Source organism: Candidatus Lokiarchaeota archaeon (genome assembly GCA_014730275.1).
Classification (GTDB): Archaea; Asgardarchaeota; Thorarchaeia; order Thorarchaeales; family Thorarchaeaceae; genus WJIL01.
Map to the genome: position 1 here is coordinate 175,239 of WJIL01000016.1, position 26,625 is coordinate 201,863.

A 26,625-nucleotide genomic window follows, 5' to 3' on the forward strand; every position below is an offset into this window, starting at 1 on the left:
ACAATATGTGAACCCGGGTGGCATATATTCAAAGAAATGACATTACCAAAGCCCGGTTCTTTTCATCTCTTCTTCGAGAGACAAACGCCTTAGAGTTTCCTTGGTGGGCAAGCCACTTTCCAAATTCCATCCTCGTTCCTCGTAGTACTCTTCCAGCATATCATCAAGTTCTACGGTCTGTCCCTTTGACGGTCCAGTCGGCGCGGCTTGCTGTGTAAGTCTCTTAGGCAGACTATCGTCCTTTCTCGTTATGCCGCGCATGGCATTGAACAGTCTATTGATATTGACTATTCGCTCTCCTATTTCTTTCAGTTGTTTCTCTGATAGTTCTATACCGTTGTGAATCTGAATGGCCTTGGATACTGCAGGGTAATAGAACTCTGGGGGGATCTGTGTTCCGTATTTGCAGAGCCCGACACTTTCCACGACTACCATGTAATCCTCGCACTCTTTGACCATGATGCCCTTGTACTTGGGATTGAGCCTATCAGTCATTTCAGGTAGATATTCCTCGCCAAATCGTTCTCTGATTTCATCATCGAACCCGGCTTCGTCGAGGACCGGAAATGCATAGAGATGGTCCGCACCCCTTGCCGCAGTGGCAGCCGCAAGACCCATGGATTTCTGGGCACGGGGTTCCTGACCGGCTATTTCCTGTTTCTTCACTGCCATGACGAATTTTTCGGTTCCTCTCCCAATCTCCTCTGCAGCTTTCGCGCTCCCTTCTGCTAAGAGATCTCCAAACCCTTCTCTGTGAGCTATCATCTTTGTAAGCTCGATTATGGCTTCAGCATTCCCCCAGGAGAGGTCAATTCCTTCAGTATCCTCTTCTGTTAGAAGTCCTTCGTCCCATGCTTCCATCGCCCAGGAGATTGTTCCACCGAGAGAGATTGTATCCATGCCATATTTGTTTGCAAGGTGATGACCGAACAGAACTGACTCCACATTGTCGTTTCCGCATCTGGAACCTAGAGAAGACTGTGTCTCGAACTCGGGTGCTCCTCCGGTATACTTGTATGGTCCTTCACGAACCGTAGTCACTCGACCACACCGCTGCAAACAACACCAATCTGCCCTCGCTTTTACGAGGTGCTCGTCGTAGATTTTCTGGCCGCTTATCTTCTCATATTCATCAAATACCCCTTGTCGGAAGTTGTAGGATGGCAGTCTCCCGATTTCCTGCATCATTTCCACAAGGTTCGTTGTTCCATATTTTGCACGTTCAGGAGTAAAGGGGTTATCGAGCATCCTCTTGTGGAACCGATCCATTTCCTTGAGATAGTTGTCTGGGTCTGCAACATCGATTTTTCCGGTTCCTCGCACACTGATTGCCTTGACTTTCTTAGAGCCCATGACTGCTCCAAGACCTGATCTCGCTGATGCGCGGTCTCTGTCGTTCATGATGGCGGCGAATCTAACGAGGTTTTCTCCTGCCGGTCCAATTGAAAGTATTCGACATTTCTTTCCGTGTCGCTTGTGAAGCAATTCGTCGGTTTCGAAAACATCTTTCCCCCAGATATTTTTTGCATCGACAAGCGCAACATCATCGTCTCGGATGTTCAGGTATACTGGTTCGGGCGAGATTCCTTTGAAGATGATAGCATCGTATCCAGCCATTTTCAGCTCTGGGCCCCAGAACCCAGCTGCATGGCTTTCTCCCCATATTCCTGTTAGGGGGGACAAAGCCGCAACCAGATGTCTAGATGCCTGAGGAAACATCGAACCTGTTAGGAGACCAGTTGCTATTCCCAAAACATTCTCTGAAGAGAGAGGGTCTGCATCTGCTGGGATGTGATCGAAGAGAACCTTGGATAGGAATCCAGCTCCGAGAAGGAATTTCCTTACCATCGATTCTTCAATCGGCCGAGCATCAATCTCTTGCTCTGTGAGGTCGATCCAAAGTATTTCTCCACCTACTCCCTTCATGGTGTTTCCTCCTTTCCATATAGAATGTCTGCATGTTCATCATGGAGAGATAGTATTTCTCCATCGGGGTCCGTTTCTTGAAGCTTCTCACGAGTTGTAATTTGAAGGGCATCAACTGGGCACCGACTAACACATTCGCCACATTGAATGCATTTGATTGCCTTCCCTGTATCTGGGTTAATCTTTATCGCAGCGTACGGGCAGGCTTCCACACAATCTCCAGTACCTGTGCACTTTGCTTCACTGATTATGACGGTCCCCTTCTTAGTCCGTCGAATAGCGCCCTCTGGACAAGCGTCAATACAAGGTGCATCCTCACAGTTCCTACAGAAGAGTGGGAAATCTAGAGCAGGTTCTATTCGTAATACTCTTGCACGAGATCTTGCGGGGCTTATCGTCTTGAAGAAGCGCATGCTACATACGTTAACACATATCATGCAACCAGTACAAACCCGAGGATCCCCTATCACAAATTCTAGCTCAACCAATATGTGCTCCTCCTAGATTTTTATTTGATAGTCCCATCTGCTGGAATTCTCCGTGGCCTGGTCTGATGGTTGTCCTGTTCTCTTTGAAAACCATTTCACCCCTAACGAATGTCATTTCTGGAGCTCCAGTCATTTCAAGACCATCATACAGTGTCCATCCGCACTTCGAGAACATCATTTCGGGGTTTATCTTCTCCTTCTTGGTTGGATTGATGATAACCAAATCAGCATCAGATCCAATTCTTAGTACTCCCTTCTTCGGATAAAGGCCGAATATTCTTGCTGGATTTCTGGAAGCAACATGCAAGAGTGTGGAATAAGGCAACCTCCCCCTATTGATACCCTCTGATAGAAGCACACGTAGGATCATTTGTGTTCCATCTACACCTGCCCAGGCCTCTCTGATGTCATGTGTTCCTGCTTCTTTCTTTTCTATTGGACAGGGTGCATGATCGCTCACGGTAATATCAATTGTTCCCCTAAGTAATGCTGACCAAAGCGCTGATTTATCACGTTTGGTTCTCAGAGGGGGATTCATCTTGCTCTTGACTCCGAGCCTGTTCATCTGATCTCTATGAAACATCAGGTGATGAGGACAGACTTCCGTTGTGACCATCACCCCATCTTTCCTCCCTCTTTCGATTTCCCTGACGCCTACCTCACTAGTCACATGTGCTATATGCAAATGCCCTCCTGTTCTTTTCGCAATATCTACAAGCTGAGAAATCGCAAGCTGTTCAGCAATCACTGGCCGTGAAAGTGAATGGCTTATCGGGGCGTCCCATTCTCCTTCCATGTCACTTGAAAACTCTCTGAGGACTCCCGGGTCTTCTGCATGCACAGTGATTTGAGCTCCATATTCGGAGGCTTCACTGAGCAATCGTACCATTACTCCAGCATCGGCTGGAAACGGTTCTCCGGTAAAGGCTTTGAAAGCAGCTATTCCTTCTTCGAGCATTGGCCTGACTATTTTGACATTCTCGGAGTACATCATTCCCGCAGTAAACGAGAAATCAATAATGGACATCGATTTACCCGCTTCCACTTTCTTCTTGAGGGCGTCTGGTGTATCGACTTGGCTTACAAGTGGCATATCAATGACCGTTGTAACCCCTCCTGCAGCAGCTGCCCGTGAACCTGTGGTGAAATCTTCATGGCTCAGCATGTCAGAATCATGGATATGTGCATGAGCATCAATCAAACCCGGCATCACTATGTTTCCTTCGGCATCAATAACCTCTTTACCTTCTGGAAGATGCTCATCTGTTGCTATGGCGGAAATCTTGCCATTCTTTACTGCAAGGCCCCCTCTTACCAATCCCGATTCTAAGAGAAGGCGGGAATTTCTGATTACTAGGTCGGCCTCATTACTCAACTTGCTTTCACTCCATGCTTCTTTGTACTAGAGATGTTCCACCGCCTACCGGTGGGAATACAGCGACACGGTCACCATCCTCGAGGTGAGTATTATACCCATCGAGAAGCTCGATTCTTTTCCCGTTTATCATGCATGAATAGAAACGTTTGAGGCGTCCGCTTTCCTCATCAATTGCAACCTCTTGGAACCGCGCCCCAAATTTCTGCTTCAGCTTCCGGATGAGGTCATCGATGGTATCTGCTGTCATCTCTACAGTTCCGGTACCTGCTGCTTCTCGAACCGTAGCAAAGAGTTTGACTGTCACTTTCGCCATTGGTACCATCCATCTTCTAGCCCTCGAAATAGATGATTTTAACAGTTGCTGATTGACACTTTCTCTCAGTCCCCTTCATCGTAGGAATGACCCTTCATGGAATTGACAGTTGTCGGCCATCTCAGCAGGGATCTTATCATCACACCAGAAATCAAGAGAGAGGTTATTGGGGGTGGTACTGCATATGCTATGCTTGCCCCCTCAATTGGAACCCATACTCGTATAGTCAGCAAGATTGGTCATGATTTTGACGAGTACCTGAGTGTATTGCAGGATTCTGGTTTGAACTTGTCAGCGCTTCACCGCACATCGGGGCAAACAACGAGGTTCGTCAACAGATATGACAGTGAAGGCAACCGGAGTCAATCTGTGGAAGCAGTGGCACCTGACATAACAGGGGCTGATGTTGATGAAGCGGATGTTTCGGGTACCATTGTACATTGCTGCCCCCTTCTTGGCGAAGTGAATGTGTCATTTCTTGAGAAGGCAGCGCAGCATGCTTCATTTGTATCGCTTGATATACAGGGATATCTTCGTCAGATTCATGACCAACAAGTACAATTGACGGAGTGGAACGAGAAGGCGGACATTCTGCCTTTTGTGGATCTCGTAAAGGCTGATGAACGAGAACTGCAATATGCAACAGATAGTGTTGAAGAAGAACAAGCTGCAGAACACATCATGGAACTGGGACCATGCATCCTTCTTGTTACACGTAATCGTCGAGGATCAACCATCTATACTCCTGCAGAGAAAGTGGATATTCCAGCAATCCCCCCGAAAGAAATCGTAGATGTCACAGGTTGCGGAGATACCTATTCAATTGGTTTCCTTGTGGAATACTCACGAACAGGTGATTTGCCTGCTTCCGGGGTTTTTGCAGCCGGATGCGCATCATTCAATCTGGAAACAATTGGCCCCTATGGTATGCCGTCACGGTCTGAGGTTGAATCACGTATCACAGGTTATCTGTAGGCTAATCAGAAGTCTTTTCATATTGTCTACTAGTGACCATTTCGCAGCGGTGAGATAGGTTGCTCGAAGACTTGGACAAACTAATGGAAGACCGTGATATTGATGCACTTATTGCCAAAGGAAACGCATTCGAAATTCCAGATATCTTCTGGTTAACAGGATTTCGCTCCCCTGATTCAATCATTTACTTCAAACAACATGATCAAGATGGCGTTGTTGCAGCTGCAGCGAATACACTGGAGCGAATCAAAAAGCAAAGCTTCATTGAAGCAACCTATGACCTCACTGAGACCTACACAGAGATGATGAAAGAGGGCAAAAGACCATCAAACGAACCAAAACAAATCTTTGGCGAGATTTTCGACAAACTCTTTGATGGCGATGTTGTAGGTGTACCAAACCACTTGCCCAGTAATGCATTGGTTGCGCTGCAAGAAATCGGTTTGGATATCAAGGTAGTCCCAAATCTGCTGAAGAACGGACGTGCAACCAAGAACGCCGACGAAATCAAGGCAATACGAAAAGCTGGTGAAGCTACGGTTGCAGCCTTCAAGGAAATAGTACAAACTATCAAGGATGCTGAGATAGGTGAGAATAGTAGATTGATGTCTGAAGGGAAGCCGCTTACAGTACGTGACATCAAGTTAGAGCTTGAACACGCACTCCTGGATCGCAGGGCGGAGTTGGCCGAGGATTCCATTGTTGCTGTTGGTCAGAAAGGATTCGATTGGCACTATCTTGGCAATCTAGACGATGTTCTGAAAGCAGGTGAACCTATCATTATTGATGTGTTCCCCCGACTCAAAGAGGATAGATACGTGGCGGATGTAACCCGAACTATAGTGAAAGGCGAGGTTGATGATGAACTGCAAGCGATGTTCGATGCCGTCGTGGATGCACTACATGCTGTTGAGGATACCCTTGCGGCAGGAGCAATGATTGACGAGGATGTGAATATGGCTTGCTATAAGACACTAGAAAAACATGGCTTCAAGTCATCTCGCTTGGACCCTGAAGCCAAAGAGGGGATGACACATGGCCTGGGTCACGGAATCGGTCTTGAAGTTCATGAATATCCTTTCCTCTATGACCGCGAAAGCGCGTTTGAATCAGGGAATGTTGTAGCAATAGAACCTGGTGTATACATCGAATCAGTGGGCGGCGTTCGGATTGAGAATGATTACGTTGTTACTGATCAGGGAGCGGAACGCCTAACCACCGGACTTGACGATTTATTGTTCCTGTAAAATGGTCCTACTCGAAACTCAGCGCCCGTACCGGGCAAACGGAAATACACATTCCACATTGCTGGCATTTCTCTGGTGAAATACGGACATCACCATCTTCTCGACTGACAGAGATTGCATCGTATACACAGGTTCTTTCACACAATCTACAGAACGTGCAGGTATCAATATCTACAACTGGAGGTTGTTGTGGAGTCGCTCTCTCGATTTCCTGTAGAGCCATTCCATGAATATCCAAAACCGAATCGTAGTTGTGTGCATTCAGCCATTCGTCGATTTCCTCAACTATCTTTCCATAAACCTGAGGACCACCGAGTATAGCCGCTGTACAGACTTCAATCGCTGATGCTCCTGCCATGAAGTACTCGATGGCATCCTCCCCACTAGTTACTCCTCCAACCCCAATAACCGGGATATCTACCGCTTGTGAAATATCTGCGACACATCGAAGGGCTATCGGTTTCAGAGCTGCACCACTCATCCATCCATAACCATCATCACTTCCGAGAAGCGGTCTGCCTGTTTCAATATCTATATGGAGACAAGGTCCGTAGGTGTTGATTGCAACAATCCCGTCTACGTATGGTTCAACTGATTTTGCTACTTCTGCCACGTCTACCTTTGGACTCAGCTTGGCAAAGATTGGAATGTCCACTGCTTCATTTAGTGTCTTGGCGATTTCCTCATGCCCTCCAACATAATGGGTACTGAATTCTATGCCATGAACTCCTACTTCTTCTACTTGGGGCGCTATCTTGGCTACTTCTTCCGGCGTATATCCAATACTCGCTATCAACGGGAGCTCTGCTTCTAGTGCCCTCGAGTATTCTACCCGCAACCAGTCTTCAAGTGGTTTCTCACTCCATAATTCAGCATTGAGTAGTCCTTGTTTAGAACCACGAATACCCCTTCGAATAGCTGCGATATTTGGTTTTGGCACCTCAGCTGCTTCCATACTTACTGTCTTTGCGACGAGTCCACCAGCACCACCCCGTGCCGCTTCGAGAAGCACATTTCCGCTTCGCGAATTGGGTCCAGCAGCTGTTAAGACTGGATTCCTGAGCTCTAAATCTCCCACGTTGGTTTTCAGTACCGCCATAGGTATGCTATTGCGCGTGTTGAAATAAGATTTCCTGCAGTTTCACTGCTTTATTTCAAAAACGGAAACACAAGAGAGACGAAACAGTTATCAATGGAAAGATTCCCCTCCACCACCCTGGGGATTGGAATACTATGAGGACCAACCGTAAACCACCACAGACAGTTGCAGATACCATTGATAGTCTACTCCAAAGTGGCTTTTCAGAAAGTGACGCTAAGCTTTGTAGAGACACTATTGACAAGGCGTGGTATATCTGTGAAGAGCGGAATGGTGGCTACCACTCCATAGCACAGGAGCTATACGGGCTGTTGAATTTTCTGACTGATAGGATTCTTCCAGCAATTCGATGCCATTCCCATGAGACTTCATTTGTACGTCAGTGGCTTGAAGAGTATATCGAGGAAAATCTTAGCCAAGAAGCATTGGATTATGTTGTTGAACATCGCACATTCTCTAGGCCTTCAGTTAAGCTAGACGCAATAGGCTCAATCTGAATCTCCTAGTAGCTTTGCATCATTCCTCGCCTGGCAAGGTCATGATATACATACTCGAGTCCAAGTTCGCGGAGTTTGTCCTTTTTCGGTAGTCCTGTTTCTTTGTCACATCCTCTCAGCTCATAGTATTCATCGAGCATGTAATCCAAATCAGGAAGACCACCTTTCGCAGGTCCTGTGGGCATGGGCTCCTTGAGCAATCTTCTTGGGAGTGTTTCTTGTTCGCGAGTTATTCCGAGCCTGTGGTTGTATGCCCTTCTGAGATGACATATCCGTTCGGCCGCTGTTCTAACAAATTCAGGGTCTCCCCACTGGCTCATTCCAGTTAAGGGGGGAATCACATTGGTGAAGGTGTCGAAGTAGTATATTGGCGGCCACATTGTACCGTATTTGCAAATGACTGCTGAGTCAACCAGTGCGTACAGGTCTTCGATATCTTTGATAACCTCACCTTTGTGCACGGGAGATGTTATTTTGCTGATTTCTTCGAATTTCTCCTTTCCAAATCTGGCATTGATAACTTCAGGATACCCCAGTTCTTCCAAGCTTGACAGACTTCTCAGATGATCCGCACCCCTCACATTGGTCGCGTACGTGAGTCCAACCGACTGATGTGCACGCGGATCTTGTCCCGATGCTTCTAACCCCTTGACATGAACTGCATATTTCCACGCATCATTACCTATTGCCTTTGCGGCTTGTCGAGTGCCTTTTGAAAGAAGTTCACCAAAACCTTCCCGACTAGCAATCATCTCCACAAGTTGAATCATCGCATCAACGTTGCCCCATGAAAGATCTAATCCACCTGTGTCTTCTTCGTCAATGATGCCTTTTTCCCAGAGCTCCATTGCGAAACCAATCGTCTTGCCCGCAGAAATCGTATCCATGCCCAGTAGGTCACATCGCGTTCCCAAGTGGAAGATGGATTCTATGTCGTTATTCAAACAGTTGCTGCCAAAAGCCATGAGTGTTTCATACTCTGGCCCACCTGTTGGTCCCCGAGAGAACCTCCCCTCTTTAACACGAAAGACATACTTGCAACCTATTCCACAGCCATAACAGGCTTCTTGATTGATTCGATACTTATTTGCGATTACTTCTGGCCCAATATCATCAGCATCTTCATAGAACCCAGTCCAGTGATTCTTGGTAGGCAACCTGCCTATTTCATTAATCATCGCAACTAGGTCGGTGGTACCATACTTACGCAAGGACGCGATTGAGCTCTCCCACAGCTCGTCGTTGACCTTCGCCAGTTCTTCCTCATTGGCTTCCAGATATGCATCCATATCATGTGCTTCTAGACCTAGAGCACCACTGGCCGCGATTGCCTTAACATTCTTCGAGCCCATCACAGTTCCGAGTCCTGTACGTCCGGCAGCTCTGTAATAATCGACTATGATACATCCATAGAGGACTCCATTCTCACCAGCTGGGCCGATGGTGGCAGTCTCAATCGACGGATCCTTGTGTTGTTCACGAATCATATCCGTTGTAGTGTCTGTTTCCCGCCCCCACATGTCTGACGCATCTTTGAGCTCCGCGTCGCCATCATTGAGATACAGGTATACAGGGTTTGGTGAACGACCATTGAGTATGATGAAATCGAATCCAGCGTATTTCATCTCAGGACCGAAGAAGCCTCCAGAATGGCTTTCAGCCCATATCCCTGTCTGTGGACTCATTCCTGAGAACATGAACCGCCCTGAAGGTGAGAACATGCTTCCTGTTAGGGGTCCGGTACCTACAATCAGGATATTATCAGGTGAAAGCGGATGTGTCTCTGGACCTGTTCTATCCCATAGTATCTTTGATGAAATACCAGTACCGCCCAGATACAAAAGGGCCCACTCTTCTTCCATGTCCTTGATGTGGACCTTACCTTTGTCAAGATCCACGTCGAGGTATTTACCCGCATATCCTTTGTATCTAAATCCCATCTTCAGGCCTCCTCCCGTACCAAACCATATTTCTTGGCTAGGTCGCCTACTCCTTGTGCTCGCTCTCTTAGCCCATCACCGTCTAATGTGACCACGCTGATGGCATCATACTCACATGCTTCTACGCATGCAGGGTTTCCTCCACATAAATCACACTTTATCGCTTTGAGGGTAATGGGGTCTATCGCAATACCTCCGTAAATGCACGCGTTGACACAATTCCCACATCCAATACAGCTGTTTGGATTCACCGTAAGAATTTCTTCTTCGTTACGATGGATTGCTCCAGTTGGACATGCTTCTTGACACAGTGGATTCTCGCATTGGAGACAAACCACTGGCATAATGATGTCTCTCTTCTCCTTTTTTAGAACTTGAATGCGTGAACGCCTCGGATTGAACGTTTGAGTATGCTCAACAGAACACGCAAGTTCGCAGTTCCTACAACCCGTGCAGCGACTGTTGTCGATAGCTAGAGCTTTTTTCAGTATTGACGACCCCTTTTTTTTGGGTATTCCCGCCTCTCTCTTTCTGTCAATCCTCCTTTAAGTTGTTTTATTTATGAACCGGTGTAAACCATCCAACTCATCTTCATGTTGTTTCTATTTAGAAAAGGTAGCTGTTTAGCTATATGGCAAAGTATTATTGATAGTGTCTGGCTGTTCCAAATTGCCTACGGTATCCTAAACTCTATAGACGGCATAGGAAGATGCATACGCAATGTCAAATGAAACGCGTCGTTACAGACCGATTGCTAAAGCCAATATGGCGAGTCTACGAGAAATCATGGAGAATCAGGCGCTTCCAGCCGCCGAGATTGATACCGATTTCAGACTAATCTGGGCAAACAAATCCGGTAGAAAACTCATTGGAGTCAGTAACGATACAATAGAAGAAGGAATCACACTCAACCAGTTCGTTCCCAAGGAATACCGCGATTTGACAAATCGTGCATTGATGCGAATTGCACAGGACAATGCAGCCCCATCACTTTCTCTGCGAGTGATACGTCCCAATGGTGTGAATATCCCCGTGGAAGCTTCTGCTCAAAGAATCATAGATGATGGTTCGTTGGTTGGTTTCCTTTTGTATGCTGTAGATATGTCCCAGTGGGAACACAAGACCTTGGATACCCCCAATAGCAATCTGCTTGAACTGGTCGTCGAGTATTCTCCCTCAGGCATTGTTGTGCTTGATGAAAACTATACCTTCGAATATGTTAACGCACGTCTTTGCAATATTCTGGGCCGTACTCGGGCTGAGATTATAGGACATGATTTCAGAGAATTTCTGCATCCTGATAGCATAACTCTTGTCTCAGACAGATATGCACGCCGACAACGCGGGGAAGATGTTCCAACCACGTACGAATTCAAAATAGTGAGAGAGGATGGAACTATCAGAGATGTAGAAATAACAAGTGCAACAATGAAAGACGAGGATAACTCGATACGAACTGTCGCTCAGATTCTTGATATCACCGGCAAGAAACAAAGTGAACAAGCTCTCTATGAAAGCGAACGAAGATACCGCTCTCTTGTGGAAGGCATGGTTTCCGGTCTCGGAATGGATGATGCTGATGGACAAATCGTGTACGCGAACCAAGCTCTTGCTTCAATGCTAGGGTATTCCCTAGATGACCTTCTGGGAATGAATGGAGCAGACATTCTTCATGGTCATTCCAGAGACGATGAAATCGAACGGAAGCGACGCAGAAGACAGGGTGAGATTGACCACTACGAAGCTGATTTGCTGAGAGCTGACGGTGATTTATTGCCTGTTCTCATTTCAGCATCTCCTCTTCATGGTTCTGACGGTGAATACTTGGGTAGCGTGGCCATATTCACTGACATTTCTGAGCTTAAGGAGAAAGAAGCAGAGGCACGATTTCTTCTTGATTTGTTACTGCATGACATCGGAAACCAGCTTCAGTTGATTATAGCTGGTACTGGCTTCTGCGATCCGGAAACCCATCCAGATATGGTGGATGAAGGGCGGCAATATGTGCTGGATGGCGCTAAGAGATGTTTGGAGATAATCTCCAAGATTCGGCAATCCGAGACTGGTAAAAGCACCTCTTCCCCTACAGTAGATTTCTCTTCAATTGTTGTATCACAAGTCAATATCTTAAGGAATCAGTATGACGTCGAAGTTGAACTAGACGGGTTCGAGCAGGAAATCCCACTTGTAGCTGATAAAGCCGTATCCAGTTTGGTCTGGAATCTTCTTGAGAATGCTGTGAAACATAATCCCCACAAGAACAAGAAAATATGGGTCGAAGGATTTAGAGAAGGATCTACGTTCGTTTTCAAGATAGCTGATAATGGTATTGGGATGAAAGAAGAGGGAAAGAAAGAGCTCTTTGAGTTAGGCAGGCAATTTGGAGGTGTTGGACTGTATCTAGTAAGACGGCTGGCAGCCAAATACGGTGCTCATCTTTCTGTTTGTGACAGAATAAAAGGAAATCCTGGTGAAGGCTTGGAGGTTTCTATACGGTTTAAATCGGCAAAACAGATGTTGAAATGACTCGAGTGAAGGATGGATTACCTATCATTACTTGAAAGCGAGTATGACCTCCTAATAGCTTCGATTGTTTCGTGCCATTACAAAGGGGGCAATATCACAAAGACATATTAAAGCCGAAACGTGCCCTTGCCCTGTTGATAATATACCACTAACTACTCCACCGTTGGACACTAATAATGACAAGCCAGCTACCTCAAACCGATTCGCTCACATTCCAGGAGTTCGAACGTTTCAGAGGCATTGCTGACAGTCTCCGATTGGCTGTTCTTGCTTTTGACGTTGATTTCAACATAACCTACGCAAACAGAGCGGCTTTGCAACTGCTTCATCTAAACAATTCTCAACCTGATATGAATATTAGTGAGGTTGTCCCACCTGAGCAAATGGGATTGGTCCGAAAAGGGCTTGACGAGCTACAGAATGGAGCAGAACCGACAGCCCTTTCCCTCCGAGCCATCAGAAAAGATGGAGTTCATATCCCTGTAGAAACCTATGCGCAGCAAATACGTTCTCCTGACGGGCTAGAAGGATTCTTGGCCTATGCCATTGATATGACCCATCGGACTAGAGTCGAAGAGAAACTGAAAGAGCGGGAGCAATTTTTCGAGCTCATCGTTGAACATTCTCAGAGTGGAATTTTCATTATTGATGATGAATTCAAGTTCGAATATTTGAATGACCGGCTGGCTGATATTATTGGCCGGACCCGTGGTCAAATACTCCACCACGATTTTAGAGAATTCCTCCATCCTGATAGCGTGAATCTCGTTACGGAGCGATACCTGCGAAGGCAGCGAGGAGAAACAGTTCCGCAAACTTACGAATTTCAGGTGATCCATAGTGATGGCACTCCCCGAGATGTTCGAATTACAAGCACAACCATGAAAGGTCGGGATGGTGGCATCAAAACAGTTGCTCAAATCATCGATATTACTGGTGAGAAGGAAAGCAAGCGAGCTCTGGAACGAAGCGAACAGAAGTACAGAACGCTCGTGGAGACTATGGAGGACGGGCTTGGAATCGACAATGAGAACGGAGTGGTTACATACGCAAATGAGAAACTCCTACGAATGACGGATAAGACGTGGGACGAAATCGTTGGTCATGGAACACATGAACTGTTCCATAACTGGACACCGAAGATTGCTAAGAAAAAGATGAATGGGCGAAAGAAAGGCGAAACGGAACATTATGAAGCTAATTTGGTCCACAAAAGTGGGAAGCTTATTCCAGTCATGGTCTCTGCGTCACCTCTGTTTGCTGAGAAAAATGAGTACCAAGGCAGCTTTGCGATTATTACCGATATTTCAGATTTGAAAGAAGCAGAGGCAGAGGTGCGGTTCCTGCTAGATCTTCTTCTACACGACATTGGGAATCAGTTACAGCTAATCCTAGCTGGAGCAGATCTTTGTCGCTCAGACTCCCCTCCCGAAATCATTGCTAAGGCGAGAAATTATGTAAATGATGGAGCTAGCAGATGTCTCGAACTGATAACAAAGATCAGAAATGCTGAAGCAGCCAAATCCGAGCCTCTGAAGCCCGTTGACCTAGTTGATGTTTTGAAATCCGAAATCAAATTGGTGTCGCGGGAATATGATATCGATGTCCAAACTGAGAATCTACCCGATAGTGTTATTGTCCAAGCAGATAGTGCTCTTGCTCACCTTTTATGGAACCTTCTAGAGAATGCTGCTAAACACAACAAGAGCGATGATAGCCGGATTTGGGTGTCTTGTGAACGGGCTGACGGCCGATTCATCCTTCACATAGCTGATAATGGTCCCGGCCTTGAGAACAAGAAGAAGGTAGCCCTCTTCAACTCAGAGCGTCGATTTGGTGGTGTTGGGTTGCATCTTGTCAACAGATTGGCCGACAAGTATGATGCGCATCTGAGTGTTGAGGATCGAATTGAAGGTGAACATAGCAAAGGATTGCGGGTAAGCATCGCTTTTGCCGTCCCAAACTAATCATCAAAGACCGATGTACTAAGCTAATTCTGCTTTTCAATAGACCACAATCATTATGTTCTGATATAGCGTGAAGACCTTCTGGAAGAAGGTTGTGGCTGTATGAATACTCCCGAGTCTACTCTGATTCAGCATGGTTACGTTTTGACAATGAATCCCAAACGGGAAATCATTCCTGATGGAGCTGTCTATATCGAGGGCAACAAAATCAAATGGATTGGGAAAACAGAGGATTTTTCCGGATACAAGCCTGAGAAGACGATAGACGCCAAGAACATGGTGGTCATGCCGGGCCTGATTGATACACATGTCCATCTTGCCCAAGCTATGATTCGTGGTATGGCTGATGATGTATCTCTCGTTGATTGGCTGAAGAAGTATGTCTGGGTTTTGCAGGGAAATTACACCGAAGACGATGGACGTGCTTCTGCAGAGCTTTGCATGGCCGAAATGATTCGAACAGGCACAACCTCTTTTCTAGAATGTATGATTCACACAAGGTATGGATTCAACGGAATTGCAGAAGCCGTCGAAGAAATCGGAATGAGAGCAGCCCTTTCAAAGATCATAATGGATTCAACCGGTTATGCAGATAGTCCTGATATCATGTATCCTGGTATGGTTGAGGAAAAAGATGAATGCCTAGATGAGACGGAAGAGATGCTATCTCGTTGGCATGGAAAAGCGGATGGGAGAATCCAGGTATGGTACGGCTTACGATCACTTGGAGCAGTCACTCCCAGTTTGTTCAAGGAAGTGACTCGCCTTGCTGATGAGCATGATACTCGAATGACCATGCATCTCGGAGAAGTCGAAGATGATGTCAGGTATGTTCGGAATGAATACGATATGGGATTAACCGAGTTTGCTGAAAAGCAGGGATTACTCGGTCCAGACATGGTATTTGCCCATGGTGTGCATCTTTCAGACGAGGATCTGACTCGCTTGGCGAAGACCAAGACCAATATCTCACATTGTCCTGCAAGCAATATGAAACTGGCATCGGGATTTGCAAGGGTCCCTGAAATGCTGGAACGTGGGATTCCCGTTTCCCTTGGTTGTGATGGGGGGCCCAGTAACAACACCTACGATATGGTTCGAGAGATGCGCCTTGCTGCTCTGGTGCATAAGGCAGTCGTTGATGATCCTCTCGTTATGAGTGCTGAGGATGTTATTGAGATTGCGACTCTTGGCGGAGCAGTAGCAATGGGAATCGAAGATAAGGTTGGATCGCTCGAAGAAGAGAAGCTGGCAGACATCATCCTTGTTGATATGGATGGTCTCTCTCTCACGCCAAGTGTAAACCCAGTGTCGAACTTGGTATATTCTGGAAGTGGCACAGATGTTGATACCGTACTTGTAAACGGGCGAATCCTCATGCGAAACAAGGAGCTTCTGACATTAGACGAAGAAGCTGTGAAGCAAAGAGCAAGGCGCAGAGCTGTCGACTTGATGGAACGAGCAGATATCAACGTAGAACCAAAGTGGCCAACGAGATAGATTTCTGCTAAAGATGTACCAGAAACCCTCTCAACTGATAATTGCCTCTCTCTCGAAGAGCTTGGCTCCAAGTACGAGGAATACGATTGTGAATGTAAGAAGATATGCTACATTTCCCAAGAGACTGAGTGGAGTGGCGGCTCCTGACAGCACACCGTTGAGGAACATGATTGCATGGCTGAATGGTATTGCTAGGACAAATAGGCCGAAGAGCCCTCCATATTGATTTACGCTTCCGGTAAACCCTAGGATTCCGATCACCATGGTCGGAACTAGAAGTACCAGATTGTTAATCGATTCCGCTGTAGCTTGATCCTTTGACAGGCAGGAAATGACCACCCCTATGCCGATGGCACATAGAAGCACTAAGAATTGGCAGAAGAATATGAGTGGCAGTGTTGCTACATTCACGGTGTAAAGGTTAGTATAGTACTGTGCAGGTTGGGGCGGAAGAGCAGCTGCTCTTAATATGATTGACAAGTTGTAAACCAAAATTCCAATTATCGTAAACGCAGAATAGATCATAGTTAGTAGAAGTCCAGCAAACAGCTTGGCTGCCAGTATCTTGATTCTACTGAGAGGAACAACCAGCAGCGCCTCAAGGGTATTCCGCTCCTTTTCGCCAGCAAATGATTTGCCAACATAGGGCGATGGCGCAAGAACTGATGTAATCATAACCAAAAAGATTGCCAGCTGATGTCCGTATGTGGCTTCCGGTGCTACGTTATAGTAATCAAACTCGACCCTTCGAATAACATTGATTTTGTCTATTACATTAGATGCGAAGTTCTGGATTCGTGCGGCAGCAGCAGTAGCACGGTAGTTTGCAGTGTTCACCCAGATTGATAACGTACTTCGATTCTGTTGCTCAAGGTTTTCTGTGAAATTCTCAGGTATCACTACCCAAACTGATACGGACCGATTCTCAACAAGATTCTGCCCTTCAGAAGGTGTTACATTGATTAGCTCCTTTATGAGAAGCTCTGACTGATTTCCCTCGATATTATCATAGAGTCTTTGCCCCCATTCGTCACCGTCCTGCATGGTGATATACACGGTTTCCGGTTCCTCTGTTGTCTGTGCAACAATAAACGAGAGAAAAGCTCCTTGAAATAACCAGGCAAAAAGTGGGCTTATGATGAATCCGAGAATGAGCCAGCGGGACCTCAGGACACTCTTCACTTCCTTCTTGAGCATCCACATGCTTTTCGTTCCTGTTCTCTTTTTCTTTCTTCCCAAACTTAGCCACCAAAGCTTCAGCTAGTTTGGTTTCTTTCTGTCCTATAACGATTACGAAAAAGTCTCGGATTCAACTAGGGGGCATTCAAGTAGTACCTTGGCAGCGGTATCATTCTATCAGTTACTTGCTCAAAAAGACAGGCGGTACTTCGGCCTACAGCACCCTCCTTCCGCAACAGATGCTGAATTATACCTTTTTACTTTGCAAACCTGAGCTTCGACTCTGAAAATGCTTCTACAAAAAAGAGCTGGTGACGATTTGCAACATTTTGGTTTGGGATGCCTGCTTAAATAGAAATCCACGGAATTTGACTTTTCGGAATGCATCAGACGCCAGCTCGGTCAGCTCACATAATATGAAATACGAGCCAATAAATCCGACCCTTCAATGCCTTCCTGAAGTGATTGATGGGCTTCCTATGCGCACAGAAATTGAAAATTCTTATTCTTGGTAGACACCTTCACCAGTCACCAATCCAACATAGACTTCTTCTAGATCTGCGGATTTGAATTTCTGACCGAGTTCACCGGGTGCTCCTGTAGCCACAAGCTCGCCTTCATTCAGAATTCCTACTCTGTGGCATAGCTGCTTTACTTCATTAAGGTCATGTGTAGTCATTATGATGGTCCTATTTTCTTCGGAACTCAATTCCTTCAACAGATTTCTGACAATGCGTGCTCCAATGGTGTCAATACCTGTTGTTGGCTCGTCAAGAAAGATGATTTCTGGCTCAGTGATGAGAGCACGTGCAACCAAAACTTTGCGTTTCATTCCGCCGCTAAATCCTTTTACTTGGTAGTTTTCCTTCTCTCTAAGTCCAACAATATCCAAAAGCCGGTCAGCACGTTTCTGTAGCTCTTCTTCCGGTACGCCGTATAACCCCCCGTAATATACGAGATTCTCACGCGCGGTGAGTCTTTCGTAAATTCCAGCTTCTTGAGGCAAAAGGGCAACACGTGGTCGAATCTTCTCTATTTCCTTGACGACATCATAGCCAAGGACTGAGGCGTTACCTTTAGTTGGAGTTAGAAGGCCAATAAGAATGCGAATGAGTGTGGTCTTGCCCGCTCCATTAGGCCCTAAGAGCCCAAAAACCTCGCCGCGCTTGATTTGAAGGGTGACATCCTCAAGGGCTACCACTTCTTGCTTCTTCCCCTCTTCGAAGATTTTCGTAATTCCCTCTGTTTCAATGGCGACTTTGTCCTTCATGCTTCTCAGGTCTCTTCTGCCGTTTTCTTGCGCTTAGTTTTAGTATAAGTCAGGAATTGCTGGGAATGCGGGTTCACCTTTGATTTCTGCTTCAAGGAATTCATATGCTGCTTCCACATCTGTAGGACTGCCCTCAACATGAAGAGTTGTACTCCCTTCTGCCCCGTTAACTCCGCCTGCTGCAATGGGTATGGCGTCAACATTGAAGAGGGTTCTTAGGGCGTCGATTTCGGTGTATGGCGTTCCTTCATGGACAGAAATAGCTCCAACAGGCGTTCCTATCGCATGGTCCCATTCGTACATGCCAAACAACGCACTATACTCCTCATAGGCGACAGGGATTGATTTTTCAAGTCCCAACGGCATCAGCAATTCGATTCCCTTTGACGCAACTGCGCCAATGAAAGATCCGATGGATCCGCCTGTTTTGCTTGCAAGAAGTATGACGGGAACATTGTTCACATCCAGCGCATTTGCGCTTTTGATTATGACGTCATCTGGGCCCAGATCATCTAGAATGTCTACAACCTTCGTATCCTCAAGCCGCTCGCCTTTGTGGAAAATTTGATCCGAGTTGCGATTCTCAGCTTTGGTTACCCAAAGGCCGTCGGGAATGGTCAACCCTGCGATATGTCTCGTCTTGTCATAGTCCTCGACCAGTTCCTCAACCAAGTATGCAGAAGTTGTGCCTAGAGTAATACAAAGGTAGCTTTCTTCAAGAGCATATTGTACCTCGTCTGTTGCAAGCAATCCTTTCGCAATCAGTCTCTTTCCTTCTGCTGGAGTGAGTGTGACAAGCAAATTGGACATGATTGATTCTCTCATCTTCATTACCTCTGCCAGATACTTTTTACTCTGTTGTCGCAGCTATTGCGGCATTGAATCGCGAAATGGCCCTTTTCACGATTTCTCTAGATGTCTCCCTAATGGAGTTGTAGTAGGCATCAACGTCGAATCCAGACTCTTTGAGAAGATCTCTCACCTCTACATTCTTTTTCACTATGTCCGTAAGATTCTGGCCTGAGTTCTTGGATTTGATGGCTGCCTTTCGGAGCATTTCATGGACCTTAGGACGGTCAAAGCCTGCTCTCGTGAGGGTTGTCACAAGATGCTCACTTAGGATTCTCTCATTGGTCTTCTCCAAGTTCTTGGCGAGAGCCTGTTCATCTATGACTAAACCATCGATAACGCGGTTCAATTCTCTTACCATGTAATCGGCGAGTATGAATGCCTGCGGAATGACAAATCGTTCTGCTGAAGAGTTCGCAAGATCTCGTTCCTCCCAGCTAACTACCGTCTCAAGTGCAGGAGATGCAAGGCTTCGTACTATTCTCGCCAGGCCGCTCAGCTTCTCACAAGTTATCGGGTTTCTCTTGTGGGGCATGGCAGATGAGCCAATCTGTTCATCTTCGGCGAACCCTTCAAACGTCTCTGCGATTTCTGTCCGCTGCAAATTCCGCAAATCAGTAGCAATTTTGTCGATGGTCGAGGCAAGGTTGCATGCTACAAGAATGGCTTCTGCATGTCTATCCCTTTGCACTATTTGTGTTGTCGCAGTTGGTGTACCCAATCCGAGTTCTTCGAGTACTTGATTCTGAAGATCCAATCCCTGTTTCCCCAGTGCTGCGTGGCTTCCTGTAGCACCTGCGATTTTTCCCACGATTGCTCGCTTTTTTGCTGATATGAGCCGTTCAAAGTGTCTTCGAAGCTCATCTAGCCAAACTGCAAAACGAAGCCCACATGTGATTGGTACGGCATGTTGCCCATGGGTTCGTCCAACGGCTAGGAGTCCGGCCGTTTCTTCAGCCCGCTTGATGATGGTTTTTCCGAGAGATTCGATTTGAATCAACAGTTCTTCAAATGCTGCTTTCATCTGCAGAGCCTTGGCTGTGTCTTTGACATCGTTGCTTGTAAGCCCGAAGTGAACCCATCGAGTACCTGCCCCTTCGCATTTCTCAGCAATGGCTTCGTAAAGAGCTGCCACATCATGACGTGTTTGCTTCTCGATTTCTTTTGTGCGAGCTAATGTCACTATATCAGGCCGTGCAGTGCTCTTGATATCTGATGCCGCCTCCTCAGGAATGATGCCCAGATCCGCCTGGGCAATGGCAACTGTCTTTTCGACTTTCAGCCACGTCGCATGTCTGCATTCCTCTTCGAAAATGCGCACCATGTCTGGATGACCATATCTTCCGTAATCAATGGGGTTTACTGGCAAGCCGGTCTCTCTCCCGATGCTATTCATCTGTTCGTCACCTTGATATGGTTTGCTAAACACTGGATGTCTTACTTGATTGGTGCGAACTCAAGCAGAGCTGATATCATGAATGATTCCAATTTCCTCAATCTGAGCACTCGGAATCTACTGAAGATTCTGAATGAAATTGACCAGCTCTTACAAACAGGTTTCTCAGACGAGACTTCTCAAGCATCCCCTCTTGTGGGATGTACACTCTTTCACAATGAAGGACACTATGAGAGAGGTATCGCAGACGCAGCACTTGGAAGACTGGGAGGAACCGCCTCTCATTTCACTTGGCCTGAATCCTATACACTCTCAACGCGAGAACAACTGGATGAAGCTGAAGTAGTAGCATCTGCAGCCGATGTCCTTCTTTCCGCCCAAGTGAGCAAAGACAGCTTCGGCAATGGTCGCGCGCTCACTGAACGGATGGCAAAGCAGAGCCAAGCTGATTTCATCAGCCTCCATGATGACGTTTATGCTCATCAGAGCGCAATGGCTGTCCTTTCTGCTTTCAGAACCGCCTTGGTCGACCTTCAGGGAAAGAATATAGCTATCAGCTGGGCTTTTGGATCCAGGTTCGTTCTTCCAAGCACTGCTCACAGCCTACTTTCCCTTGCGGCTAAGTTTGGCTCTAATGTACGGATCGTCGCGCCATCGAAGTTCTCGCTCTTGCGGCGGGTTTACAAAGATGCCAGAAAGATAGCGAAAGCCAAGCCAACAGAGATTACGGAAGTTGAGGATTTCGAGGATGCATTCATTGATGCCGATGCAGTTTTTGCTCTCAACTGGGGGAGCTTTGACAACTTCAATCATCCGGAGCGAAATTCATCCGATGCTCAAGGATTTGAAGACTGGTACTTTACGCGGGAGACTATTGGGGACGATGGACTATTCATGACGGAACCCCCAGTTCGAAGGGAGATGGTGGCAACTCCCAATCTCCTGAGTTCTACCCGCAATCTTACAGGAGAATGGCTTGCGAGACGAATCGCAACACTTGTTTCTACCATTCGTTTTGTTCGTGAACAGAATGATACACACCACCCAATCGCACTACTATGATTTTCTACATGTTTGGCACCATACGGCCTCGGTATTGAAGTGAAGACATCGTGCTTTCCAAAGATCCTTCCAGAAAATATGTTCTTAGCAAAAATTTAGAACACGTGTAACAATTTTTCCTGAGGACATCCGAATGTTGCCCGCAAATTGAATTTGTAGAACGGATAGAAAGGGGATTGATTAGTGCGCTTTGCAAAACATGTCTTTCCAATCGTTTTTTAATACGTGCAAAGATTCGTCAATGGGTGAAGCCAAATGGTTAATTCAAGGAGACATCTTCAGTTCGTTCTAGTTTCTGTCTTTGTTCTATCGATGCTTGTGGTACCTATAAGCCCCTCATTCTCACGAGGAGCTGTTTCTCCTGCGGGCTTGCAATTCAACGCAGAAGACCCGTTGTACAATAACTTGACAGAAGCTATTGAAATACGAGAACATGATGAAAACAAGACCATTGATGGACATACAATCTTCACACTTGCGCGGTGCATGGTGAATCCTGAATCGCCTCGAGGGTGGAGCGTTGTTGACACTGGGTTCATGTCAATCGATATGGACGGCGATATCGAATACTATCAATCCGGTTTCAGAGGTCTTACGAATAAACTGATCAATTCCACAACTGTTGTGAAAGCCGGCCTTCCAGAAGCGCCCAACAACCTTTCATTTTGGAATATGGCTACTAATACATCAGAGGTATTTCCCGTTCCTTCCGGACATCACGATTTTGTCTACAATCCGGTGGACGAGGAGTTCATGATTCTAACCTACGAATCATCTAACGAGATGTGGAATGGTCTTCCAGTTGGCTATGATGACATCTGGATTTATGATGCAGAAGGAAACGTGAAATGGCACTGGAATGCTACCGAACAGCTTCCATTCAACAGCTCGATGTATGATAGCGATATCAACCAGACGTTCCATGGAAGGACAGACTGGATGCATGGGAATGCTCTTGTCTGGGATTGGGAAAACGATGCTGTATACTACAATGTCAGAAACCTCAATACCTTCTACAAGATCAATACTGAGACGAAGGAGATTGAGTGGGGTGCTGGTGAATATGGCGATTTCACCCTCATTGACGAGGATGGCAACGAAGTAAACGATAGCTTGTGGTTCCAGTCTCATAGCCTTGAGAGGATTGGATCAAACCGTTTCATGATGTTCGATAACGACATGTACAATTACTCCAATCCGGACTCCATGGCTGCTGAACATGGTCATTCCCGGTACATTGAGCTGGTAGTTGATGAAGACGCCGGCACGGTTCGTGAGACATGGACCTGGAGCGCACCAGATGATACAGTGTACTACTTCCCACGTTCTGGCGGTGACGCGGACCGTCTTCCGAATGGAAACACACTCGGCATTTTCGGTGTGAAGGGCAACGCCTTTCCTGGATACTCATATCCCATCTTTCTAACAGAGGTTACTCCAGAGGGAGATATTGCTTGGGAAGCCAAATTCCAGAATACCACCGATTACTACTACTGGATCTACCGGGTACAGCGGTCTTACGATGCTCCCCTTGTGGAACTAGGTCAAGTTGAGTCGGGGACTTTGGAGCTTCAGATGTGGAATGCGTACTACGAGAACCACGAATCTCCTGCGACAGTCTCTATACTTGAAGGATCAACTGTCCTTGCAGAAGAGAGTTTCAACTTCTCTCGCTATTGGCAAGCGACGGATCTTTCGTTGGACCTGCCAGCTCTGTCTGGTGGTACGCACAACTTGACCATATCAGTTGAGAATGCTGATGGCTCGGTTGGTTCTGCGTCCATTACCGTTGAGATTCCAGCCAACTACACACCGTTTATTCTGGTTGGTGCAGGAGCTGTTGTTATAGTAGTCGCTCTTGTTGTCTACATGAAGAAACGGTAGAATCAACACAAAACGGGGCTCTATTTGGGCCCCCTTTTCTTCCTTTTTCTGAGCAGCATCGCTGTTTACTTTCATCACATTGTTTTCGCCGTTGTTTGACCCGATGGTTTATCATTACTCTGGGAGAAATGGAACCCAATATGTGGCGTTTCACAAGACCGGATTCAAGGAAAGTCTGGAACAACCCTGATGCGAAAGAGCGACTAAGCAGATACAGAGCAATTATTGATGATTCAAAATGGGCAAAATATCTGCTGACAAAAGACGTTGAAGCGGATGTTGACCTGAGCGAGTCGACAGAACAGCTCTGGGCGGTTCATGACCAGCTTTCTGAAGAATTTCAAGACTATATTGATGTTGTTGATGGAGGAGAAGAGCGAAAGAATCAAGCTAATCCACCTGAACAGAGCTTTTTGGATTTGAAGATTGAACTGGCTTATCAAATCCTTCAGAACTGCCATTTCTGTGAGCGTAAGTGTGGAGCTGATCGAACCAAAGATGAGAAGGGCTGGTGTAAGCTTGGCGAAGAATCACGGGTGTCTTCCGCGTTTTTGCATACCGGCGAAGAAGCACCACTTGTTCCAAGCGGAACCATCTTCTTTGCATCCTGCTGTTTCGGTTGTGTATTCTGTCAGAACTACGACATATCGACCAATCCGAACAATGGAAGAGCCGTCAGCCCCGAGGGGGTGGCATCCATTGCAGAACGCCTTCATGATGATGGTGCACTCAATATCAATTACGTGGGCGGAGATCCTATTCCAAATACTCACACCATTATCGCCTCAATGCAGCACCAGGAATCCAATGTTACACAGCTATGGAACTCGAATCTCTACTGCTCGGAAGACACCATGAAGCTGCTTTTCGATGTCATTGATGTTTGGTTACCTGATTTCAAGTATGGAAACAACGAGTGCGGAAATCGTCTGTCAGGCGTGACCAGGTATTTTGACGTGGTATCGAGGAATCATGCCATTGCCTACGATTCAGGTGAGGTGATTGTCAGACACCTTGTGATGCCGAATCATGTCGATTGCTGTTCTATTCCTATCCTTGAGTGGATTGCCGAGAACATCCCCCAGTGTATGGTGAATATCATGGGCCAGTACAGGCCGCAGCATAAGGTGACACGCCAACAGGAACGATTTTCAGATATTGCTCGGCCAGTGAATCGGCAAGAGATGCAGCGAGTGTTTGACAAAGCAGACGAGCTAGGGATATGCTGGAGACCAGTAAGCTAAAGCAATCCCAGGCTTCCATAGATTTCAGAATTTACAATCTTCAATCAGTTCTTCTTCTATCAGTCTTGTTTCATCGCATGCATCCAGCAATTCGTCTGTGGCACGACTCATGGGTCTTCCCTGTGGATCATAACAATCCCTGTAGTAGAGGATGATTAGAACGCCAGCTTTCTTTGCTGATATGATTGCAGGAATGAAATCACTATCCCCTGTTACAAGGAATGCTGTGTTGATTTGTTTGTCCCAGCTTAGCCGCATAAGATCTACAGTGAAAAGCACATCCACTCCCCGCTGAAAAAAATTGCCGGTTTGTGGATTATGCGCAGTTTTCCCCAGCCTGACTTCGAAGCGTGACAAACCGTTGATACTCTTCACAAACCGATCGTGGTTTGCCGCTCGGTTTTTTTCATCTTCAGTTGGCTCAGGGCTGACATACGGATTGCTATCATATACGAACGTTCGAAGCCGCTCCTTATCTCCGCAGATCAGATCCGAGAACTCCTCGAAGTTGATTCGTGGTTCACCAAAACAATATTTGAGAATCTTAGCTAGATACCCCAAGTCGATAAGGACAGCAGCTCGATCCAACTCAAGCACCACCATATTGCTCCTTTCTGGTTCACCTCACGCCAGAGCGGCTCAATGCAAATAATAACTCGGTTATACAGTTAAGGGTTCTTTGTTCGTGTTCTGATGGTTCGGTCAGACCAACGTCTGCTTCTCAAATCCGTTGCATTCTGGTCTATTCATTCTGTCCCCATATCTTTGTTACTGAAATCGTCTCTCTCAATTATCTATAAGTTTAAGACAGCGTTCTTTCACCCTCCGATACGGTAATATCCCTTTTTACCCAACTTATGATACAAAGTGTGAAAGATGAAGCGAACCAAGACAGAGCAAATCTACTTCGAGATGCTAGATGAAGAAGTGGCAAGCCTTGATAGAACTCATGAGATTGCTAAGCAAGTTATTGATGAATCCATTAATCGGGCAGATTTGCGCCAGAACTATCTTTATCCTCTGCAGGAACAAGGGAAGGTACGAAGCATAAGAAGGGGAATCTATCATGCTATCATCCCCAGCAGAAATGAGCTTCGGAGTATCCCAGATCCCTTTCTGATTGGGCATGTTGTTCGGCCGCATGGTTTTCTAGGATACCACACGGCTCTTGAGTACTATGGACTTGGCCACAGTCTGTACTATAGGGATGTGTATATTTGTGTAGAAAGCGAGAATAGACGGTTCCGTCCTTTCGAATATTACAAACGTCGGTATCGCCCAGTGGTTGTGAAGGATACTGATTCTTTCATCATCAATGCTAGGAGGGGAACAAAAAATGTCAGAGTATCCTCGCGAGAACGTACCTTTGTCGACTGTGTAGATAGGATTGACTATGGTGGTGGATGGAAAGAGTTGCTGCTGTCGTTACTTGGAATGAAGCTGAATCCAAGGAGGTTACTCGAAGTTCTTGAAAATCGCGGTAACCAATATCTCATTCGACGAGTTGGATTTGTTTTGGATTTGCTGAGGAATCACTCCTCGTCATATTCTATGTTTGATGCTGCTACTATGGAGAAGTTTTTCGAATTGGTTGACGGAGCTCGTCGGTATTTATTGAGAGATTCTGAATCGGACCATGGTTATAGTCCAGATACGGAGCTCAACCGACGGTGGTTGCTATATGTACCTGCTAATTTTGAGAGTCGCTATTTCGGGATGATTTAGTATTGGCTTTGCATATATCGAGACGGTCCTGAATTATTAGGCTCCAACCACCTTTTTCAAAAGCCCGATTTCAGCTGATGGAAATGGATGAATAAATGCATGGCAACTGAGCAAATAATATGTCAGGTCACAAAATACTAAAACGAAACTGCGAGACAAA

General features: G+C 46.3%; 22 protein-coding genes. 10 read left to right on the top strand and 12 right to left on the bottom strand.

The annotated features are described in order from the left end of the window. Positions 1-42 precede the first annotated feature (42 nt). Genes GF309_03240 through GF309_03255 form a run of 4 tightly spaced genes read right to left on the bottom strand, consistent with a single transcriptional unit; the run spans position 43 to position 4,105 of the window. Positions 43-1,926 carry an aldehyde ferredoxin oxidoreductase gene (locus tag GF309_03240; protein ID MBD3157781.1) on the bottom strand — a complete coding sequence of 628 codons (1,884 nt, stop codon included), beginning with the start codon at positions 1,924-1,926 and terminating at the stop codon, positions 43-45. Beyond that, positions 1,923-2,414 (bottom strand): 4Fe-4S dicluster domain-containing protein, encoded by a 492-nt coding sequence (locus GF309_03245; protein ID MBD3157782.1) that lies wholly within the window; start codon positions 2,412-2,414, stop codon positions 1,923-1,925. Before GF309_03245 ends, GF309_03240 begins: the two co-directional genes overlap by 4 nt. Beyond that, positions 2,407-3,789 carry an amidohydrolase family protein gene (locus GF309_03250; GenBank protein MBD3157783.1) on the bottom strand — a complete coding sequence of 461 codons (1,383 nt, stop codon included), beginning with the start codon at positions 3,787-3,789 and terminating at the stop codon, positions 2,407-2,409. Before GF309_03250 ends, GF309_03245 begins: the two co-directional genes overlap by 8 nt. A gap of 7 nt (positions 3,790-3,796) precedes the next feature. Next, positions 3,797-4,105 (bottom strand): MoaD family protein, encoded by a 309-nt coding sequence (locus GF309_03255; protein ID MBD3157784.1) that lies wholly within the window; start codon positions 4,103-4,105, stop codon positions 3,797-3,799. A gap of 96 nt (positions 4,106-4,201) precedes the next feature. Between GF309_03255 and GF309_03260 the strand changes: the two genes are divergently transcribed. Both GF309_03260 and GF309_03265 read left to right on the top strand, forming a co-directional pair. After that, on the top strand, positions 4,202-5,080 hold the full coding sequence (locus tag GF309_03260; GenBank protein MBD3157785.1) for a hypothetical protein: 879 nt from the start codon (positions 4,202-4,204) through the stop codon (positions 5,078-5,080). Between the two features lie 59 nt (positions 5,081-5,139). Then, complete coding sequence (locus GF309_03265; protein MBD3157786.1) at positions 5,140-6,327, top strand: M24 family metallopeptidase; 1,188 nt, start codon at positions 5,140-5,142, stop codon at positions 6,325-6,327. Between the two features lie 7 nt (positions 6,328-6,334). On the opposite strand, the gene GF309_03270 is transcribed toward GF309_03265, so the two are convergent. Then, a complete protein-coding gene (locus tag GF309_03270) occupies positions 6,335-7,426 on the bottom strand; it encodes a 4Fe-4S dicluster domain-containing protein (GenBank protein MBD3157787.1) in 1,092 nt (363 codons plus the stop codon). A gap of 134 nt (positions 7,427-7,560) precedes the next feature. Between GF309_03270 and GF309_03275 the strand changes: the two genes are divergently transcribed. After that, on the top strand, positions 7,561-7,923 hold the full coding sequence (locus GF309_03275) for a hypothetical protein (GenBank protein ID MBD3157788.1): 363 nt from the start codon (positions 7,561-7,563) through the stop codon (positions 7,921-7,923). A gap of 5 nt (positions 7,924-7,928) precedes the next feature. Here GF309_03275 and GF309_03280 read toward each other — a convergent pair whose 3' ends face one another. Beyond that, positions 7,929-9,863 (bottom strand): aldehyde ferredoxin oxidoreductase, encoded by a 1,935-nt coding sequence (locus tag GF309_03280; protein ID MBD3157789.1) that lies wholly within the window; start codon positions 9,861-9,863, stop codon positions 7,929-7,931. A gap of 2 nt (positions 9,864-9,865) precedes the next feature. Further along, a complete protein-coding gene (locus tag GF309_03285; GenBank protein ID MBD3157790.1) occupies positions 9,866-10,402 on the bottom strand; it encodes a 4Fe-4S dicluster domain-containing protein in 537 nt (178 codons plus the stop codon). 181 nt (positions 10,403-10,583) lie between these two features. Between GF309_03285 and GF309_03290 the strand changes: the two genes are divergently transcribed. The 3 genes from GF309_03290 (at position 10,584) to GF309_03300 (ending at position 15,856) form a co-directional block, all read left to right on the top strand. Next, entirely contained in the window at positions 10,584-12,389 is a 1,806-nt protein-coding gene (locus tag GF309_03290; protein MBD3157791.1) for a PAS domain S-box protein, read from the top strand. A 176-nt stretch (positions 12,390-12,565) separates the two neighbouring features. Continuing rightward, positions 12,566-14,356, top strand: coding sequence for a PAS domain S-box protein (locus tag GF309_03295; GenBank protein ID MBD3157792.1), 1,791 nt, complete (start codon positions 12,566-12,568; stop codon positions 14,354-14,356). A gap of 102 nt (positions 14,357-14,458) precedes the next feature. Further along, positions 14,459-15,856, top strand: coding sequence for an amidohydrolase family protein (locus GF309_03300; GenBank protein ID MBD3157793.1), 1,398 nt, complete (start codon positions 14,459-14,461; stop codon positions 15,854-15,856). 30 nt (positions 15,857-15,886) lie between these two features. On the opposite strand, the gene GF309_03305 is transcribed toward GF309_03300, so the two are convergent. The 4 genes from GF309_03305 to purB form a co-directional block, all read right to left on the bottom strand. Next, a complete protein-coding gene (locus GF309_03305) occupies positions 15,887-17,095 on the bottom strand; it encodes an ABC transporter permease subunit (protein MBD3157794.1) in 1,209 nt (402 codons plus the stop codon). 442 nt (positions 17,096-17,537) lie between these two features. Next, positions 17,538-18,305 carry an ATP-binding cassette domain-containing protein gene (locus GF309_03310; GenBank protein ID MBD3157795.1) on the bottom strand — a complete coding sequence of 256 codons (768 nt, stop codon included), beginning with the start codon at positions 18,303-18,305 and terminating at the stop codon, positions 17,538-17,540. 39 nt (positions 18,306-18,344) lie between these two features. Beyond that, positions 18,345-19,130 (bottom strand): hypothetical protein, encoded by a 786-nt coding sequence (locus tag GF309_03315; protein ID MBD3157796.1) that lies wholly within the window; start codon positions 19,128-19,130, stop codon positions 18,345-18,347. Positions 19,131-19,155: 25 nt separating this feature from the next. After that, positions 19,156-20,550 (bottom strand): adenylosuccinate lyase, encoded by a 1,395-nt coding sequence (gene purB, locus GF309_03320; protein MBD3157797.1) that lies wholly within the window; start codon positions 20,548-20,550, stop codon positions 19,156-19,158. Here purB and GF309_03325 point away from each other — a divergent pair. From GF309_03325 to GF309_03335, 3 genes are all read left to right on the top strand, one after another. After that, positions 20,446-21,612 carry a hypothetical protein gene (locus GF309_03325; GenBank protein ID MBD3157798.1) on the top strand — a complete coding sequence of 389 codons (1,167 nt, stop codon included), beginning with the start codon at positions 20,446-20,448 and terminating at the stop codon, positions 21,610-21,612. The genes purB and GF309_03325 overlap by 105 nt on opposite strands. Before the next feature lie 255 nt (positions 21,613-21,867). Further along, positions 21,868-23,496, top strand: a complete 1,629-nt coding sequence (locus GF309_03330) for a hypothetical protein (GenBank protein ID MBD3157799.1) — start codon at positions 21,868-21,870, stop codon at positions 23,494-23,496. A gap of 128 nt (positions 23,497-23,624) precedes the next feature. Beyond that, positions 23,625-24,740: a radical SAM protein gene (locus tag GF309_03335; protein ID MBD3157800.1), complete on the top strand. Its 1,116-nt coding sequence runs from the start codon at positions 23,625-23,627 to the stop codon at positions 24,738-24,740. 24 nt (positions 24,741-24,764) lie between these two features. Here GF309_03335 and GF309_03340 read toward each other — a convergent pair whose 3' ends face one another. Continuing rightward, complete coding sequence (locus GF309_03340) at positions 24,765-25,343, bottom strand: NYN domain-containing protein (protein MBD3157801.1); 579 nt, start codon at positions 25,341-25,343, stop codon at positions 24,765-24,767. 273 nt (positions 25,344-25,616) lie between these two features. On the opposite strand from GF309_03340, the gene GF309_03345 reads away from it, so the two are divergent. Continuing rightward, on the top strand, positions 25,617-26,465 hold the full coding sequence (locus GF309_03345; GenBank protein MBD3157802.1) for a hypothetical protein: 849 nt from the start codon (positions 25,617-25,619) through the stop codon (positions 26,463-26,465). Positions 26,466-26,625 lie beyond the last annotated feature (160 nt).